Origin of the sequence: Paraniabella aurantiaca, from assembly GCF_050309965.1 — a bacterium.
Lineage (GTDB): Bacteria > Bacteroidota > Bacteroidia > Chitinophagales > Chitinophagaceae > Niabella.
The window spans coordinates 78,664-96,191 of the sequence record NZ_JBLOSY010000003.1 but is presented as its reverse complement, the minus strand read 5'-3'; the positions used below and the strand labels follow the sequence as shown (position 1 = coordinate 96,191).

15 protein-coding genes are annotated in these 17,528 nt (G+C 42.4%); all 15 read left to right on the top strand.

Translation table 11 applies throughout. The annotated features are described in order from the left end of the window. The first annotated feature begins 65 nt into the window (after positions 1 to 65). The 15 genes from hemA (at position 66) to ACLOAU_RS23535 (ending at position 17,205) form a co-directional block, all read left to right on the top strand. Entirely contained in the window at positions 66 to 1,307 is a 1,242-nt protein-coding gene (gene hemA, locus ACLOAU_RS23605) for a glutamyl-tRNA reductase (protein WP_427864389.1), read from the top strand. Further along, complete coding sequence (gene hemC / locus ACLOAU_RS23600; RefSeq protein ID WP_427864388.1) at positions 1,307 to 2,245, top strand: hydroxymethylbilane synthase; 939 nt, start codon at positions 1,307 to 1,309, stop codon at positions 2,243 to 2,245. Before hemA ends, hemC begins: the two co-directional genes overlap by 1 nt. Then, the gene (locus ACLOAU_RS23595) at positions 2,235 to 2,930 is read left to right on the top strand and encodes a uroporphyrinogen-III synthase (RefSeq protein WP_427864387.1); all 696 of its coding nucleotides are present in this window, start codon (positions 2,235 to 2,237) and stop codon (positions 2,928 to 2,930) included. The genes hemC and ACLOAU_RS23595 overlap by 11 nt, the downstream gene beginning before the upstream one ends. A gap of 30 nt (positions 2,931 to 2,960) precedes the next feature. Beyond that, positions 2,961 to 4,001 (top strand): uroporphyrinogen decarboxylase, encoded by a 1,041-nt coding sequence (gene hemE, locus ACLOAU_RS23590; protein WP_427864386.1) that lies wholly within the window; start codon positions 2,961 to 2,963, stop codon positions 3,999 to 4,001. Positions 4,002 to 4,069: 68 nt separating this feature from the next. Beyond that, positions 4,070 to 5,926, top strand: a complete 1,857-nt coding sequence (locus ACLOAU_RS23585; RefSeq protein ID WP_427864385.1) for a M1 family metallopeptidase — start codon at positions 4,070 to 4,072, stop codon at positions 5,924 to 5,926. 9 nt (positions 5,927 to 5,935) lie between these two features. Then, entirely contained in the window at positions 5,936 to 6,898 is a 963-nt protein-coding gene (hemF, locus tag ACLOAU_RS23580) for an oxygen-dependent coproporphyrinogen oxidase (protein ID WP_427864384.1), read from the top strand. Between the two features lie 28 nt (positions 6,899 to 6,926). Then, positions 6,927 to 7,796, top strand: coding sequence for a hypothetical protein (locus tag ACLOAU_RS23575; protein ID WP_427864383.1), 870 nt, complete (start codon positions 6,927 to 6,929; stop codon positions 7,794 to 7,796). A gap of 136 nt (positions 7,797 to 7,932) precedes the next feature. Further along, complete coding sequence (locus ACLOAU_RS23570) at positions 7,933 to 8,283, top strand: four helix bundle protein (protein WP_427864382.1); 351 nt, start codon at positions 7,933 to 7,935, stop codon at positions 8,281 to 8,283. Between the two features lie 69 nt (positions 8,284 to 8,352). Further along, on the top strand, positions 8,353 to 9,336 hold the full coding sequence (gene hemB, locus ACLOAU_RS23565; RefSeq protein ID WP_427864381.1) for a porphobilinogen synthase: 984 nt from the start codon (positions 8,353 to 8,355) through the stop codon (positions 9,334 to 9,336). Then, the gene (hemN, locus tag ACLOAU_RS23560; RefSeq protein WP_427864380.1) at positions 9,336 to 10,694 is read left to right on the top strand and encodes an oxygen-independent coproporphyrinogen III oxidase; all 1,359 of its coding nucleotides are present in this window, start codon (positions 9,336 to 9,338) and stop codon (positions 10,692 to 10,694) included. Before hemB ends, hemN begins: the two co-directional genes overlap by 1 nt. Positions 10,695 to 10,704: 10 nt before the next feature. Beyond that, the gene (locus ACLOAU_RS23555) at positions 10,705 to 11,229 is read left to right on the top strand and encodes an STM3941 family protein (protein ID WP_427864379.1); all 525 of its coding nucleotides are present in this window, start codon (positions 10,705 to 10,707) and stop codon (positions 11,227 to 11,229) included. Between the two features lie 47 nt (positions 11,230 to 11,276). Further along, entirely contained in the window at positions 11,277 to 12,566 is a 1,290-nt protein-coding gene (gene hemL, locus ACLOAU_RS23550; RefSeq protein ID WP_427864378.1) for a glutamate-1-semialdehyde 2,1-aminomutase, read from the top strand. An 86-nt stretch (positions 12,567 to 12,652) separates the two neighbouring features. Beyond that, positions 12,653 to 13,000, top strand: a complete 348-nt coding sequence (locus ACLOAU_RS23545; protein ID WP_427864377.1) for a hypothetical protein — start codon at positions 12,653 to 12,655, stop codon at positions 12,998 to 13,000. A gap of 115 nt (positions 13,001 to 13,115) precedes the next feature. After that, a complete protein-coding gene (locus tag ACLOAU_RS23540) occupies positions 13,116 to 14,009 on the top strand; it encodes a hypothetical protein (protein ID WP_427864376.1) in 894 nt (297 codons plus the stop codon). A gap of 400 nt (positions 14,010 to 14,409) precedes the next feature. Beyond that, positions 14,410 to 17,205, top strand: coding sequence for a TonB-dependent receptor (locus ACLOAU_RS23535; RefSeq protein ID WP_427864375.1), 2,796 nt, complete (start codon positions 14,410 to 14,412; stop codon positions 17,203 to 17,205). Positions 17,206 to 17,528: the final 323 nt, after the last annotated feature.

Below are 17,528 nucleotides of genomic sequence, written 5' to 3'. Positions count from 1 at the left end.
TTTTATCCAGATGACATTTTTATGACGCGCAGATGGGCAACCTTATATACATTTGCACCACTCAAATGTCTGCAGAAGATTTTCATATTTCAAAACAAGTACTCGACAGGTTTTGCGTTGCTGGAATCAACTACCACAAAGCAGATACCGCCACCCGGGGCCTGTTTTCTATTAATAATGACCAGTTTGCAAAGCTGGCATTAGCAGCCAAAGCGGCTGATCTTAAAAGTGTTTTTGTTGTTTCAACCTGTAATCGTACTGAAATTTACGGTTTTGCCGAGTCTGTAATGCAATTGGTAAATCTGTTGTTAGACGAATGCCGCGCTGATCGTAATACTTTCTTCGAGTATGCCTATTTGAAGAACGGTAACCCGGCATTGCAGCATTTATTTAATGTGGCTTCCGGTTTAGATTCACAAATATTGGGCGACTACGAAATATTGGGCCAGATTAAAAAAGCGATCGACCTGGCAAAGGCCAATGATGTAATTGGGCCGGTGATGGATCGTACGCTGAATTTTGTGTTCCAGGCTTCAAAAAAAGTAAAGACCGATACACAACTTAGTAACGGAACCGTTTCAGTGTCATTTGCGGCAATTGAATTGTTGCAAGCAATTCCCGACCTGGCGAGCAAAAAGATATTGGTGATAGGTGCCGGTAAATTCGGGGCCAATGTTTGTAAAAACCTGGTAACCTATTTTCCAGGTGTGAGTCTTACGGTAATGAACCGTACCGATGATACCGCTTATGCTTTATCGCAGGCCAACCGCATCTTATTTTCTGCCTATAAAAACAAAAGTGAAGCAATAGCAGAGGCCGATGTTGTCATTGTATGCACTAATGCTAATGAGCCCACCGTGTTGCCTTCGCATTTTAACGAGGTCGATGATAAACTGATCCTCGACCTGTCAGTTCCGGTAAATGTACACCCTGATGTAAAACAGATGAAGGGTAAACTGGTGATTGACGTAGATGAGATCTCAACTACTATTTTAGATAAAACCCTGGCTAAACGAAGAGATGAAGTGCCCAAAGCGGAAGCCATCATTGAGTATTACACCCGGGAGTTCTGGCAGTGGCTGAAAGATTATCGTTATGCCCTGCATTTAAAAACCTGGAAAAGTAAGCTCGAAGAAATTGACAAATTACAGTTACACCCTTGTGAGTTTGCCAGAGATGCCCAGTTAAAACAACAAACGGTAAAAGCGCAGAAAGCCGTAAAACAATTGGCTGTAAATCTGAAAACGAAAAATGATAAGGGCTGCCAGTTCATCAATTTGATCAATGATTACCTGCAAATGTCCTGATGCAAAATAATCCTATCCGAATCGGTACCAGGGAAAGTCAGCTGGCCGTATGGCAAGCCGACCTGGTAAAGCAACTACTCGAAGATAATGGCCACGCCGCAGAGCTGGTATTTATAAAAAGCGAAGGCGATATAGACCTGGTTACTCCTTTGTACGCAATGGGTGTACAGGGCGTATTTACCCGCAGCCTTGATGCCGCTTTACTGAACAACCGTATTGATATAGCCGTGCATAGTATGAAAGACGTTCCCGTGCAATTACCTCAAGGTATTGTGCAGGCCGCCGTATTGGAAAGAGCAAGCTATAAAGACGTGCTAGTAGTAAATGGTAAGTGGGGGATAGGAGGCGAAGACCTACTTACTACTCCCCATTCACCACTAACTATTGGCACCAGCAGCATTCGCCGTAAAGCACAATGGCTGAACCACTATCCCGGAACGGTAGTTGAAAACTTAAGAGGGAATATTAATACGCGTTTAAAGAAAGTAGAAGAAAGCAATTGGCATGGAGCTATTTTTGCCGCAGCAGGTTTGGAGCGCATTAATGTGAGGCCGGAGAACAGTGTTGACCTGGATTGGATGCTACCGGCTCCGGCACAGGGTGCTATTATGGTGGTAGCCCGAACGGACGATGATAAAGTACTGGACGCTTTTACACCTATCAATCATCACGATACGGCTATAGCCGTTAAAGTAGAACGGGATTTCCTGAGTGCATTAATGGGGGGATGTTCCACGCCCATAAGTGCGTTGGCTCAGGTTACTCCGGATGGCATCCTGTTTCAGGGGAATATTATATCGCCTGATGGCTTAAAGAAGGTAGCTGTAGAAAAAACATTTAGTAAGGAGGAAGCCAATGAGGCGGGAACACTGGCTGGCCAATATGTTTTAGAGCATGGCGGCCGGGAAATTGTGACCGCATTTAAAAATGCAAAATAAACGGATACAAATATTAAGCACCAAAGCCCTTCATGAGGCACTCTTAACAGAAGCGGCCAATCATGAAATAGATATTGATTGTCTTGCTTTCATCGAAACAATACCGGTGGTTAATAATGATATCACCGATGCTGTAAACCTCCTGAAAGATAAGTCTATTACTGCTATATTTACCAGTTCCAGATCGGTTACGGCAGTAGCCGAATTATTAGATAGAGATGTAAACTGGAATATATATTGTCTTTTTGGAGCTACAAAAGAGCAGGTGCAGATCCATTTTCCTCAATCAGCCGTTCACGCCACAGCTACTGACAGTGCTTCGTTGGCGGCCAAAATAATAGAAGCGGGCATTAAGAACGTATATTTTTTTTGTGGCGATAAAAGAATGGATACCATACCGGAAAAATTAGCAGGAAAAGCCAACTTAAAAGAGCTGGTTGTTTATACAACCCATGAGGTAACACATACGCTGGAACAGTCGTTCGATGGCCTGTTATTTTTTAGTCCCAGTGCCGTAAAAAGTTTTTGCAGTACGAACCATATTGATGCAGCAACTATTTGCTTTGCGGTTGGTAATACAACAGCCCGATCATTACAGCCATTTACAAAAAACATAATTACTGCAGCTACAGCAAGCGCAGAGGCGATGATAGATAAGGTGAAAGAGGCATTCAATAAAATATAAAGCAAAGAGATAATTTTAAGTAATAAGAAGATGAAAAGAGATACTACCATAAAAAATGATTTATTGATCAGGACATTACTGGGTGAACCGACAGAACGCACACCTGTATGGATGATGCGCCAGGCGGGACGCTATTTACCTGAGTATATAAGGTTAAGAGAGAAATATTCTTTTTTTGAAAGATGCCAGAACCCAGAGTTGGCTTGTGAAATTACTTTACAGCCGGTGGATATAGTGGGAGTGGACGCGGCTATTTTATTCTCCGATATATTGGTAGTACCTCAGGCTATGGGATTGGAAGTGCAGCTGATAGAAAAACAGGGGCCTTTACTCCCTGATCCTATAAAAACTCAAAGTGATCTGAACCGCATAAAAGTACCTGATGTGAACGATACTTTGCATTATGTATTTGATGCAATCAAATTGATAAAGCAAGAGCTGAATGGGAGGGTGCCCTTAATTGGTTTTGCCGGTGCGCCATGGACCTTGCTTTGTTACATGGTACAGGGGAAAGGCAGTAAAACCTTTGATGAAGCAAAAGGGTTTTGCTATCAGAATCCCGGTCTGGCGCATACCTTGTTACAAATGATCACCCATACCACTATACAATATTTAAAAGGGCAGATAGCCGCGGGCGCCGATACCGTGCAGCTATTCGATAGCTGGGGTGGCTTATTGAGTAAGCAGGATTTTGAAACATTCTCGTTGCAATATATCCGCCAGATAGTAGACGCGGTAAAAGAGGAAGCGCCTACTATTGTATTCGCGAAGGGAGCCTGGAGCTCTTTAGGTGAAATGGCAGCAACAGGAGCCCACGGATTAGGAATTGATTGGTGTATTGAAGCTCCGGTGGCCAGGCAATTTGCCGGTGCCGATGTAACTTTGCAGGGAAACTTTGATCCGGCGAAATTGTTATCACCCATACCGGTGATTCAAAAAGAAGTAACGCAAATGTTGCAGGCTTTCGGACCAGGAAGACATGTTGCTAATTTAGGGCATGGTATTTTGCCAAATGTACCGGTAGATCATGCCCGGGCTTTTGTAGATACTGTGAAGGAGTTTCGCTTTTAGACAATGGCCTGTTGGGTCAGGCAATGTGGATCGATACTTAAAGCTTTGTCCTATCAAAGAACATAGGTATGAAAAAAGTTGTTGGATTATTATTGCTGTTGGTTTTTGCTGCTTCGTTGGCTGCGCAGGGCTTATATATGCCCCGCAACATTAAAGCGGCCTACGATAAGGGAACCCGCTCTCTCAAAGGCGTACCCGGTGTAGGATACTGGCAGAACAAGGGCGTTTACGATATCAGTGTCCGGGTAGACCCTCTGTCCAAAATAGTTACGGGTAGCGAAACAATTGTATACACTAACAATAGCCCTGACACGCTAAAAGAGTTGGTGATCCGTTTTGTCAACAACCTGCATAAGCCCGAAGCACCCCGCTACGATTATTTTTCCAGTGATTTTTTAACGGAAGGACTAAAAATAAAAACGCTCTCCATTGATCGTTTTATTTATAAAACGGATGGGAGTAATTGGGGAACTGTAAGCCCGATCGAGCTGGCGAAGTCCATATTGCCAGGGCAGCAGGTACAGGTTAAAATAGAATGGAGTTATCCGCTATCCAAAGAAAGTGATCGGGAAGGACAGATAGATCCTCAAACTTTTTTTTGCGCCTACGCTTACCCCCGTATTTCAGTATATGATGACTATAACGGCTGGGATAAATTACAACACTTGGGCAGACAAGAGTTTTACAATGATTTTAATGATTACAACCTGAAGGTACAAGCACCTAAAAATTATGTAGTATGGGCTACGGGAACCTTACAAAATGCAGAAGAGGTATTGTCGGCCGATGCGCTTAAAAGATTTAAATCGTCGTTCACCGCGACAGAGATTGTTCCTGTTGCTACAGCTGATCAGATGAAGGAAGGATCCATTACTGCACAAACCGAATGGAATACCTGGCATTTTACCGCAGATAATATCACGGATGTGACTTTTGCGTTAAGCAGTCAATATGTGTGGGATGCGGGAAGTATCATGGTAGATTCTGTAAGCGGCAGGCGGGTAAGTATGCAGGCTGCTTATAAAGAGGGTGCGGCAGATTTTAAACAGTATGTGAACTGGGGCAAGTACTGCCTTCAATGGTTCTCATCCAAATGGCCGGGAGTTCCTTATCCTTATCCCACAATGACAGCCATACAGGGTTTTGCAGATATGGAGTACCCCATGATGGTCAATGATGCATCCATTGAAGACTTAAAAGATTCGCGTTTGACCTTGGATCATGAAGTGGCACATACCTATTTTCCTTTTTATATGGGCACGAACGAAACACGCTATGCCTTTATGGATGAAGGGTGGGCTACCGCTTTCGAATATCTTATAGGAATAGAAGAAAATGGCAAAACCTATGCTGATTCAGCATTCAAGGCGCTTCGCGTTGAACGTTACATCAATGATCCTTCAGCCGAACAGGATCAACCCATTATTTCGATGTCATCCCAGTTAAGTGGCGCGGGGTATGGCAATAATGCCTATGTAAAGCCTGCATTGGCTTATTTAGCGCTAAAGGATCTGCTGGGAGATGCTTTGTTTAAAAAGGCCTTACATCAATACATGACCAACTGGAATGGGAAGCATCCTATTCCCTGGGACTTTTTCTATTCGTTCAATACGGCTACGCAACAAAACCTTAACTGGTTTTGGAACAACTGGTTTTTTAGCAATCATTATATAGATCTGAAAGTAAAACAGATGGATGCCAATACGGTACAGGTAGAGAATGTGGGAGGATTTGCCATTCCCTTTAATGTGAAGATGGTATGGACCGATGGGAGTGAACGGAGCACACATTACAGTCCGGTTGTGTGGAAAGGAACTCAATCAATCAATATAAAAACGGCTACTAATAAAAAGATAAAAAGTATTGTAATAGACGGAGGCGTTTTTATGGACACCACTCCGGATGATAACCATCTTTTATTATAAAAGGGTATTATGAGTATTAAAGAACAATGGATTGAATTTATCCATGACCTGCAAAACCGCATTTGCACTGCGGTAGAGCAGGAAGATGGTAAGGCGCTGTTTGTGGAAGATCAATGGACGCGCGATGGCGGCGGCGGCGGAAAAACCCGCGTTATAACCAATGGAAATGTTTTCGAGAAGGGAGGTGTAAATACTTCTGTTGTGTACGGAAAGGTAACGGACACTATGCGAAAGGCATTAAACATTAACGGCGATCAATGGTTTGCGGCTGGCCTTAGCCTGGTAATCCATCCCTTTAATCCATTTGTACCTACCGTTCATTGTAATTATCGCATGTTTGAATTGTATAATGAACAAGGTGATACGATTGACCGGTGGTTTGGTGGCGGCACGGATCTGACACCTTACTATTTATTTGAAGAAGATGCGGTGCATTTTCACAGCACCTATAAAAATGTATGCGATGTCTTTGACAGCTCATTTTATCCCAGGTTCAAAAAGGTATGTGATGATTATTTTGTAAACACACATCGTGATAATGAACGCCGTGGTATCGGGGGGATATTTTATGACCACCAAAAAGCAGACGATACTAAGGACGTAGACTTTTGGATGAACTTTGGAAAAGCCTGTGGCAATGCATTTATACCGGCATACCTGCCTATTGTTGGCGAAAGAAAGCATACTGCATTTGAGCCACCGCATAAATACTGGCAGGAGATAAGGCGAGGCAGGTATGTTGAGTTTAACCTGGTACACGACAGGGGGACGATCTTTGGCCTGAAGACCAATGGCAGAACGGAGAGTATTTTGATGAGCTTACCCGCCACTGTTCGGTTCGACTATAACTACCAGCCCGTACCGGGAAGCGAGGAAGATCGATTATTGCAGGCCTGTAAACATCCAAGGGAATGGATCGCTACCACTGATATTACTGAAGAAGACTGGGCCTCACGCGTAAACAAGTGTTGATATGATTCATGTAAGTAAACACAGGGCTATGAAATATCTGCTCATTTTTGTTCTCCTGTTGCCTTTGATGGGCATCGCTCAAGTAAAGACCTGGTATAACTGGAAGGGTTTTTCATTAGGAATTTTTGAAAAGCCTGATATCAAAAGCCGGCAGATCGGCAGTCTTCCAGCAGGTAGTAAAGTGGATGTAGTAGCGTTTAACAAGGCTAAGTTCTTTCCTGTCTATTTGTGCTACTACGGCGATACAATAACTACCCGGCCCGAACAGTATACCAATAACGAGAAACACGTTTATACGCTACAATCTGATTGGGCTAAAGTGAGGTACAATAACAAAGAAGGCTATGTGCCTGCAGCATTCTTAGTACATATCCCCATCAAACCGATTCATAAGAAAAAGACATCAGATGAATATACTCCAGATCTACCCATCGTCGATGCGTTAAAAGGATATTTAGGCAAACCGCTCAGCTATAAAAAGCAACAATTAGAAAAGCAGGATAAAAACGAAATACATTTTAGCGAAACTTACACTTTTAACGCAGGGTATACGTACAAAGCTGTTCAACAGTATATGGAAGAGGGCGGTGCAGGAGGTGAGGTGCATACCATTTTTTTGCCCGGTTTCCAGTTGCATGAGGCAGTTTTATTTTTACTCGAATTGCAAAATGCTTCGAGCTACCGTCCCAAAGAGGTTAAAAGCTTCAACCAGCTAAAAAGCCAATACGATTATTTTAGTTGGTGGTACCAGCCTGTGAATTATGACGATGAGGGCAATGAGATCAAAACCTCCAATATTTATAATTTTCAATACAATAGCGAAGGTGGCGGCAGTGGTGTGAAGTTTACACAAACGAAGGGCGGAGTGGAAGTAGAGTATAGCTTCGGGGGATGCTAACCGGAGTCGGATAAGTTATTTTTGCGGTTACTGACAAGACGAATTGGATCAGCTGTTAAAAATGTCTGATGTAGGATGTCTGATCTCTGATATCTTGATAGAAAGAAGAGCAAAATGATTCTAAAAACTTTTAGCAATGGATAGGCAAGAGTTACAAAGCAGGACAAAGAAATTTCATGTAGACGTTATTAAACTTTGTGAAGACTTTCCAAGGAATGCAGCTGGTTTTGAAACAGCAAAACAGTTGATACGTTCTGCAGGGTCTAACTATAGAGCATCTGTAAGGGCAAAATCTCCTGCGGATTTTTTATATAAGATTGAAGTTGTGTTAGAAGAAGCAGACGAAAGTCATTATTGGCTCGAAGTGGTAAATGACGCCGGGTTAAGTCAAGGGCCTGAAGTTAACCGATTAATTAAGGAAGCAAATGAGCTGACAGCAATTTTTGCTGCTACAGATAAAACAAACAAATCAAAGATCAAAAGATAGGTGATCGTGTTTTAGGATTTAGATTTATATATCCTAAATCATACATCCTCCATCATAAATAATAAGATTATGTATTTACAACGTAGAAACCGTATTACACGCAGGTCAGGTGCTATCAGAAGTTTATTGGCTGAAACCGTATTGACTCCGAATGATTTTATTCTCCCGTTATTTATAACTGAAGGACAAGACATAATAGAAGAGATACCTTCCATGAAAGGATATTACAGGCGCTCGCTGAATAAGACCGTTGAAGAGGTGAAATTGATGTGGGCGCTGGGCATTAAAGCGGTATTGTTGTTTGTAAAAGCACTGGATGAAGTAAAGGATAATACAGGTAAAGAAGCCTGGAATGCGGATGGTTTAATGCAACGGAGTGTAAAAGCTATTAAGGACGCAGTGCCTGAAATGGTCGTAATGACAGATGTGGCTCTCGACCCTTATTCTATTTATGGACATGACGGTATTGTAGATATAGAAAAAGGTACGATCGTAAATGACCAGACGGTAGAAGCCTTGACCTTAATGAGCTTATCCCATGCAACTGCGGGGGCTGATTTTATCGCGCCCAGCGATATGATGGATGGCCGTATCGGTGCATTCAGGAAAGCACTCGAAGAAAATGGATTTACAGATGTGGGAATCATGAGCTATAGCGCTAAGTACGCGAGTTGTTTTTATGGACCTTTCAGAGATGCTCTGGACAGTGCTCCCGGCTTTGGCGATAAAAAAACCTACCAGATGAATTATGCCAATCGCCTGGAAGCCATTAATGAAACCTTACAGGATGTAGAACAAGGCGCCGATATTGTAATGGTGAAGCCCGCAATGGCTTACCTGGACATCATAAGGGAAATAAAAAATAATGTAACAGTGCCGGTAAGCGCCTATCATGTAAGTGGTGAATATGCCATGATCAAAGCCGCTGCTGAAAGAGGCTGGCTGGACGAAAACAAAGCGATCCTGGAAAGCCTGACCTCTATTAAAAGAGCCGGCGCCGATTTAATAGCTACTTATTTTGCTGCAGATGCAGTTAAGTTATTGAATAGTTAATGAGCCTGGTAACTAAATATAATATCCCTGGCCCCCGGTATACAAGCTACCCCACCGTTCCTTATTGGGACGAGGCGTCTTTCACCGCCGATCAATGGCTGTCGAGCCTTCGTAAAAGCTTCACCGAAAGTAATCTCACTGAGGGCATCAGCATCTATATTCATCTTCCGTTTTGCGAAAGTCTTTGTACATTTTGTGCCTGTCATAAACGTATTACCAAACGGCATGATGTAGAGAGTCCTTATATCGATACGTTGTTGAAGGAATGGGGAATGTATGTGGAGCTTCTGGGCGCGCGTCCACGTATTAAGGAACTACATCTGGGTGGTGGTACGCCTACTTTTTTTCAACCTCAAAACCTGCATCGTTTATTAAAAGGCATATTTGCCCTGGCAGATATCGATGAACAGCCGGAATTTAGTTTTGAAGGGCATCCCAACAACACAACTGTGCAGCATTTAGAAACCTTGTATGAGCTAGGTTTCAGACGGGTGAGCTTTGGCGTGCAGGATTATGATCTGAAGGTACAGCAAACGATCAATCGTATACAGCCTTTTGAGAGAGTAAGAAAGGTGACTGCTGATGCAAGGGCATTGGGGTATAAAAGTATTAGTCATGACCTTGTATTTGGTTTACCGCATCAGACATGGGAGCGCATGAAGGATACTATTGAAAAAACTATTTCTCTTAAACCCGATCGTATTGCTTTTTATTCATACGCACATGTGCCCTGGGTGAAAGGAGTGGGGCAAAGAGGCTTTGATGAACAAGACCTGCCTGATGCTGAATCAAAAAGAATCTTGTATGAGAACGGTAAGCAGTTACTCGTGGACCTGGGATATGTTGAAATTGGTATGGATCATTTCTCCTTACCTACAGATGGTTTATATCAATCAGTATTGGATAAAACCATCCACCGTAATTTTATGGGCTATTCTTCTTCATCCACTCAGCTGATGATAGGCTTGGGTATGTCGGCTATAAGCGATAGCTGGTATGCATTTGCGCAAAATGATAAATCGGTTGAAGAATATACTGAAAGAGTTAACAAAGGAGAACTGCCTGTTTTCAGGGGACATATATTGAATGAGGAAGATCTTGTTGTAAGAAAACACATTCTGAACCTGATGTGTAATTTAGAAACCTCCTGGCAGGCAGAAAGCGTGAAACTACCCGAACTGCCTGAGATTCTGGACCGTTTGCAGGAAATGCAGCTGGATGGCTTAATTGAAATAAAAGATAATCATTTGCTGGTAACAGAAAAAGGCCGCACTTTCGCACGCAATATTGCCATGGCGTTCGATCTTAGGCTGATACGCAGGCAACCCAAGACAAGAATATTTTCAATGACCGTATAAAAACCGCATCATGGTTATAAAAGTGCCGATTGATAAATCAAAAGCCATTAAAAGATTTGCATTTTTTGTGATACTGCTTTTGGTATTTACTTTAATGGTTATACAGCCACAATTGTTTACAAAGAGTAGCAGCACGGGTTTTATAAAAGTTGCCGGCTTTATCGGCTCTTTTATTTTCATTATTGGTGCCGCTTTTATAGCTCAAAAAGTATTCAATAAAAAACCGGGACTGGTTATAGATAATGAAGGCATAGCAGATGGCTCTTTAGGAGTAATGTTCCCAAAACTAAGCTGGGCGCAGGTTACGGAGATCAGGCACCTGGAGAGTAATGGCGATCACTTTATAAAGGTGACAATCAAAGATCCGGAGAAGTATATGGCAACAGAGTTGAACCCGCTCAAAAGAAAAATGCTGGAAATGAATTATAATACCCTGCGTACGCCCGTTAACATTGCGGCCAGTCGCTTAAAAATAGATTTCCAGGAACTATATACACTTATAAAAAGCAAACGCGAGGAGTTTAAGAATAACTGATACAATGAGTGTATAACATCATGAATTAATTAAAGGGATAACCAATTATGTATAGTTACCAGTCAAGTAAGGCTTTATTTGAGAGAGCACAACAAAGTATTCCGGGAGGCGTTAACTCGCCGGTACGTGCATTTAAGAGTGTGGGCGGTACGCCTTTGTTCATTAAAAAAGCCAAGGGCGCTTATTTGTATGATGCAGATGATAATCAGTATATAGATTACATCGCATCATGGGGCCCCATGATCCTGGGGCATGCTTATGAGCCGGTGGTTAAAGCTATTTGCGAAAGAGCTCAGTACTCCACCTCCTTTGGGGCGCCAACCGAACTGGAAATTGAGATGGCGGAGTTGATAAAGTCTATTACACCTAATGTAGATTTGATAAGGATGGTGAGCAGTGGTACAGAAGCCTGTATGAGTGCGCTACGTGTTGCAAGGGGCTATACCGGCCGTAATAAGTTTATCAAATTTGAAGGCTGCTATCACGGGCATGCCGATGCTTTTTTAGTAAAAGCCGGAAGTGGCGTTGCTACTTTTAATATACAAACGGTGCCAGGCGTAACAGCTGCGATCGCTAATGATACGCTCACCTGTGCTTATAATGATCTGGATGCGGTTAAGAAGCTGGTTGCAGAAAACCAGGATGAGGTAGCGGCTATTATAGTGGAACCTGTAGCGGGTAATATGGGCTGTATTCTGCCCCAACCAGGTTTCCTGGAAGGTTTGCGGCAGGTTTGTGATGATAATGGTATTGTATTGATCTTTGATGAGGTGATGACCGGTTTTCGCCTGGCTCTGGGTGGTGCACAGGAGAAGCTGGGAGTAGCAGCAGACCTGGTAACTTATGGTAAGGTAATAGGTGCGGGTATGCCGGTAGGTGCTTTTGGGGGTAAACGCGAGATCATGGAAGTGGTAGCCCCGCTGGGGAATGTTTACCAGGCTGGTACGCTCAGTGGCAACCCTATCGCCATGATCGCCGGTTTTACATTATTGAGCGAAATGAAAGCAAACCCGTCATTGTTGCAGGAGTTAGATAGTAAAACCCTGTATCTGAAAGAGGGATTGGAAAAGGCATTAGGCAAATGGGGCCAGGCTTATTCTATCAATCATTTGGGTAGTATGATCAGTGTGCATTTTGGTGACAACCCGGTAACTGATTTTGCCAGTGCAGCGGCCTGCGACATAGAACGTTTTAAACAGTTTTTCCATGCCATGTTGAAACGCGGTATTTACCTGCCTCCGTCTGCTTACGAAAGCTGGTTTTTAAACAATGCGTTAAGCTATGAAGACCTTGATAAAACAATAAAAGCTGTGGAAGAAAGTCTGTCTGAATTGTAATACCAAAGATAAAATTAGGGATGGGGCAATTTGATCGGATTGTCCCATTTTTTATTATATTCGGTAATAGAAATCGAAACAACCTGTTGCGCAACCTTTTATTGATATTATACTTTGTACCGTTCTTCGTAGCGCAGGACGTACACTATTTGAACTACCTGCATTGCCGGTTGGTAAATATTGCGCAGCCTGTTAGTCAACAATGCGATTGCGAACAGCTTTTAGCATCTTCAAAAAAATACCAGATGCCACCGGCAGACCAATCCACAACCCATGTACATGCACACCTCGATGTTTATTTTCATCATGCAAAATTTTTAAAAGCAGACGAGCTACCTATCAGTTACCATAAGTTCAACTATCCCCTGATGCAGGCTCAGGTTTGCGAAGGGATTTATATACGCCCCTGGAGACCTCCTGCATTGCAATCTTAAATAGTAACGGGTACAATCGATGACGAAAGTGCTAATAATGGCTTTCGTGTAATGTTGCGTGGGTAACTATGCCCTGCACATGCTATTTCTATTTATTCATTTCAAATTATTTAAGATGCGAAAAATAATCAGTTCAACCATATTATTCCTATGTGTTCTTTGGGTAAATGCCCAGGAAAAACCAACGCCTGATAAAATTATCTATGGGCAATGTTTGATCAATGATTTAAAACAAGCACCCTATGCAAGCTGGTTTACTACCGGGTTTGATTCTTATATTCCGGATCAGCCAGCAATCGACCAGCTAAAAAAGGTGGGTTATAAGGATCTCTCTATAGAAATATTCTTTGGCTCCTGGTGTGGCGATTCCAAAAGGGAAGTGCCCAGGGCGCTCAAAGTATTGTCGGCTGCTGCTTTTCCCGAAAAACAAATAAGGCTTATTGGTCTCGGAGCCACCGACTCCCTTTATAAACGAAGTCCTGTGGGAGAAGAAAAGGGAAAAGGTATTTACAGGGTGCCCACATTTATTATTTACAAAAATGGAAAGGAGCTGGGCCGTATTAATGAATTCCCGGTGTACACATTTGAAAGAGATCTTTTTACTATCCTCACAAATAAAAATTATACCCCCAATTATGCCAGCTTTACTTTGATTCATCAGTGGGAAACAGAACAGGTGTTAACGCATTCGCATACAAATGTGCGAAGCCTGGCTGCTATGCTCAAATCCTTTGTGGACAATGAACACTTATTGAATAGCGTGGGTAATCTTTTTATAACGCAAGGAAAGTTAAAAGAAGCATTAGCCATTTATAAGGCCAACTACCTGTTATATCCGGAGTCTGGCATCGCCAGTTCTGGCTTGGGTAAAGGCTTCCTGAGAAATGGTGAAGTTAAAACTGCGGTAGAATACCTTGAGTATGCCTTACAGGTAAATAAAAAGCCTGAGCATGTAAAAGATATTCTACAGATACTTTATGAAGCGAAGGAAGCCGAACGGGGTAAATAGGAGATTAAACAAAGAAAAGCTGTTCTTTAAAGGCAGCTTTTCTATTGATAGTACATAACCATAGCTGCAGCATGTAAAGGCGTCATTTTTAAATATTAGTCTATTTGTAAAGTAGACTAATATTTTTTTATATATTTGCTGCGGAAAACAACCCTGGTTGTTTGGATAAAATATATCTGATCAATTTTTATGGAAAAAACTGTCTTTGCAAATAGTTGGAATGCCGGTAATCAATTACCTGCGTTTTCTGCTTTAAAGCCGGTTTGCCAATGTAACATTCTTATCGCAATATGTCCATATTGTTGTTGTTGAATGTAGAGCGCTAATAACTAATCAAATTCTTTCAATAGTTAATAATCACACTTTAAGTGTGGTGTTTTTATTTTTTAATTAAACAATTATGAGAATTATCTTGAAAAAGGTGTCTTTGTTTTTTTTGGCACTTTTCGTTTTCAACATCATACATGCACAGGGAGTAAAGGGCAAGGTAACCGATAAAAGCGGGCAACCTATATCCGGAGCTACAGTAAGCGCTACCGCTAGTGCTGCCACTACTACCGACGCAGACGGTAATTATACGCTTACGCTGCAAGAAGGCAGTTATCAAATTACTTATAGCTTTGTTGGTTATGAACCGCAAACACTAAAAACAGCTGTTGCAGCTGGTTTTACAGATCAGAATGTTATACTGGAGCTTAGCAGTACTTCTCTCGGGGAAATTATTGTTACCGGTACCCGGGCATTAGGCCGTTCTAAACTCGCGTCTTTGTCGCCGGTAGATGTTATCCCGGTTGCACAGGTAACAAATAATATCGGGCAGGTAGACCTTAACCAGATACTGAATTACATTGCTCCGTCTTTCCAGTCGTCAAGGCAAACAGTAACCGACGGTTCAGACCATATTGATCCGGCGCAATTAAGAGGGATGGGAGCCGACCAGGTATTGGTTTTAGTTAATGGCAAGCGGCGCCACCAAACAGCTCTGGTAAATGTAAACGGAACAGTTAACAAGGGAACCGTAAGTACTGATTTGAACTCTATTCCTGCGGGCTCTGTAGAACGTATCGAAATTTTAAGAGACGGTGCCGCAGCCCAATACGGATCGGATGCCATTGCCGGTGTGATTAATGTCATCATTAAAAAGAATACCGGTTTAACAGGAAGTATTTCTTACGGTAGTAACGTGACCGAGTACGAAAAAGATTATTTTGCCAACAAAGCGCTGGGTACTAACAATGGTAAAGCAAGCGTGACAGATGGAGGGACTTTCCAGGCAGGGCTTAATTACGGTACGAAGCTGCTCAAAAAAGGATATGTAAATCTTACTGCCGAATTTACACAGCGCGATGCCTCCAACAGGGCTGGTACCTATTACGGCCAGATTTACCCTTATACAGCTGGCGGTACGCCTACTTCGCAGCAAATCATCGATAATGATAATGCTATTCTCGCTTCCAACGGTTTAACGAGGAGCGATTTTGACCTGAGATTCGGTAATGCCAAGGTGAAAGGAATCGGAACCTTTGTTAATGCTGCCCTTCCGGTAAACGACCAGGTAGAAGCCTATCTTTTTGGAGGTTATAGTAGCAAGCATGGTGAGGCAGGCGGTTTCTACAGGTATCCCAATGCGGTACCTGCAGCAATAAGAAGTAATGTGCTACAGGTTTATCCCAATGGATTTTTACCGCTCATTGAGAGTGATGTACAGGATTTTTCTTTAGCCGGTGGTTTCCGGGGAAACCTGGCTGGCTGGAATTACGATCTGAGTTTTACACATGGCCAAAATAGTTTTGGTTTTACCGTTTCTAACTCAGCCAACTATACGCAGGCCATCACTTCAGCTACATTCCCAACTACTTTTGATGCCGGGCAATTACGCTTTGCGCAGAACACCATCAACTTCGATGTAAACAGGAGATTTGATGTACTATCGGGTTTAAATTTTGCATGGGGAGGCGAGTCAAGGGTAGAGACATTTGCTGTTACTGCAGGGGAAGAATCTTCTTACAGGAACTATAGTCCCACATCAGGTATTACCGGCGGAGCTCAGGTTTTTGCGGGCTTCCAGCCTACTAATGCAGGCAAGAACAGCAGAAGCAGCTACGCAGCTTATATTGACCTGGAGCAGGATTTTACCGAAGCCTTTACTGTAGGTGCAGCTTTGCGCTTTGAAAACTATACTGATTTTGGAAGTACATTAAATTATAAACTTGCTGCCCGTTATAAAATAACCGACAATATCGCTTTGCGCGGAGCCATTAGTACCGGATTCAGGGCGCCATCGCTTCAGCAACGCTATTATGCCAAAACCAATACCCTGGTAAATAACGGCGTATTTTATGAAGCCGGCACGTTTACAAATGATAGCAAATTAGCCCAGGGCTTTGGTATACCAACCTTAAAAGAAGAAACCTCTCAGAACTTCTCTGTAGGTACTACGGCGAAGATTGCAAAAGGACTGGAACTCACTGTAGATGCGTTCAGCATTAAGGTGGATAACAGGATCATATTAACCAACCTGTTTAGTGCGAATGGCAATACCTACCTGGACTCCATTTTAAAAGCCAACAATGCGAATAGCGCCAACTTCTTTGCTAATGCCATCAATACCAAAACGCAGGGAATTGAAGCAGTGCTTTCTTACAATACCAATTTTGGTATACATGCTTTGCGATTAACAGCTTCTGGCGCTTTCTTGAAAAATGAGGTTGAGAAAAACGATGATGGGTCGGTGCGCATCAATGCTACTCCGATCTTAGTAGAGTCGGGACAGTTGGGGAATTATTTCAACCGTGCTGATCAAAGCCGTATTGAATTAGGAACCCCCCAGAATAAGGTTACCTTTATTGCAGATTATAAAGTAAAGAAATTTTCTGTTTTTTTACGCGCCACCAATTTTGGTCGTGTTACAAGCTGGAGTACCGTTACTACACCTTCTCTTAACATCATCAGCGGTGCACAGGAAACACTGGATCAGACATTTACCTCCAAACTGATTACCGACCTGGCGGTTTCGTATGATATTATCAGGAATTTAAAATTTACGCTGGGAGCTAATAATCTGTTGGACATATATCCCGATAAATTCAACCATTCGGGCAACAGTTCCAGCGGGAGATTTGTGTATCCTAACCTGGTACAACAACATGGGTTTAATGGACGATATGTTTTTGGGAGACTGAGTTTCAAACTCTAATTAATATGTAGTTTTACGATACTTAGCTAAAGCAGCTGCCTTAAAAGGGCAGCTTTTTTTTGCATATTACTACCGTTGTGCAGTATCTTTTTTTTAACACGGTATTGCAGCGTTGGTGTCGCTTCTGGGCAATCTCAACAGGCCTGTCGCACAACTCATCTTTAATGAATACGAATGATCTTACATGGCTCAACAATTTCAAACGTTGTAATTAATTATTTGTTGTAATCTATAAGTAAAAAGATTATTTTAGTTAACGTATTAACGATGCCATAAACCACAAATAATTTTACGGACTTCTGAACTTGTTTTACACTGATCAT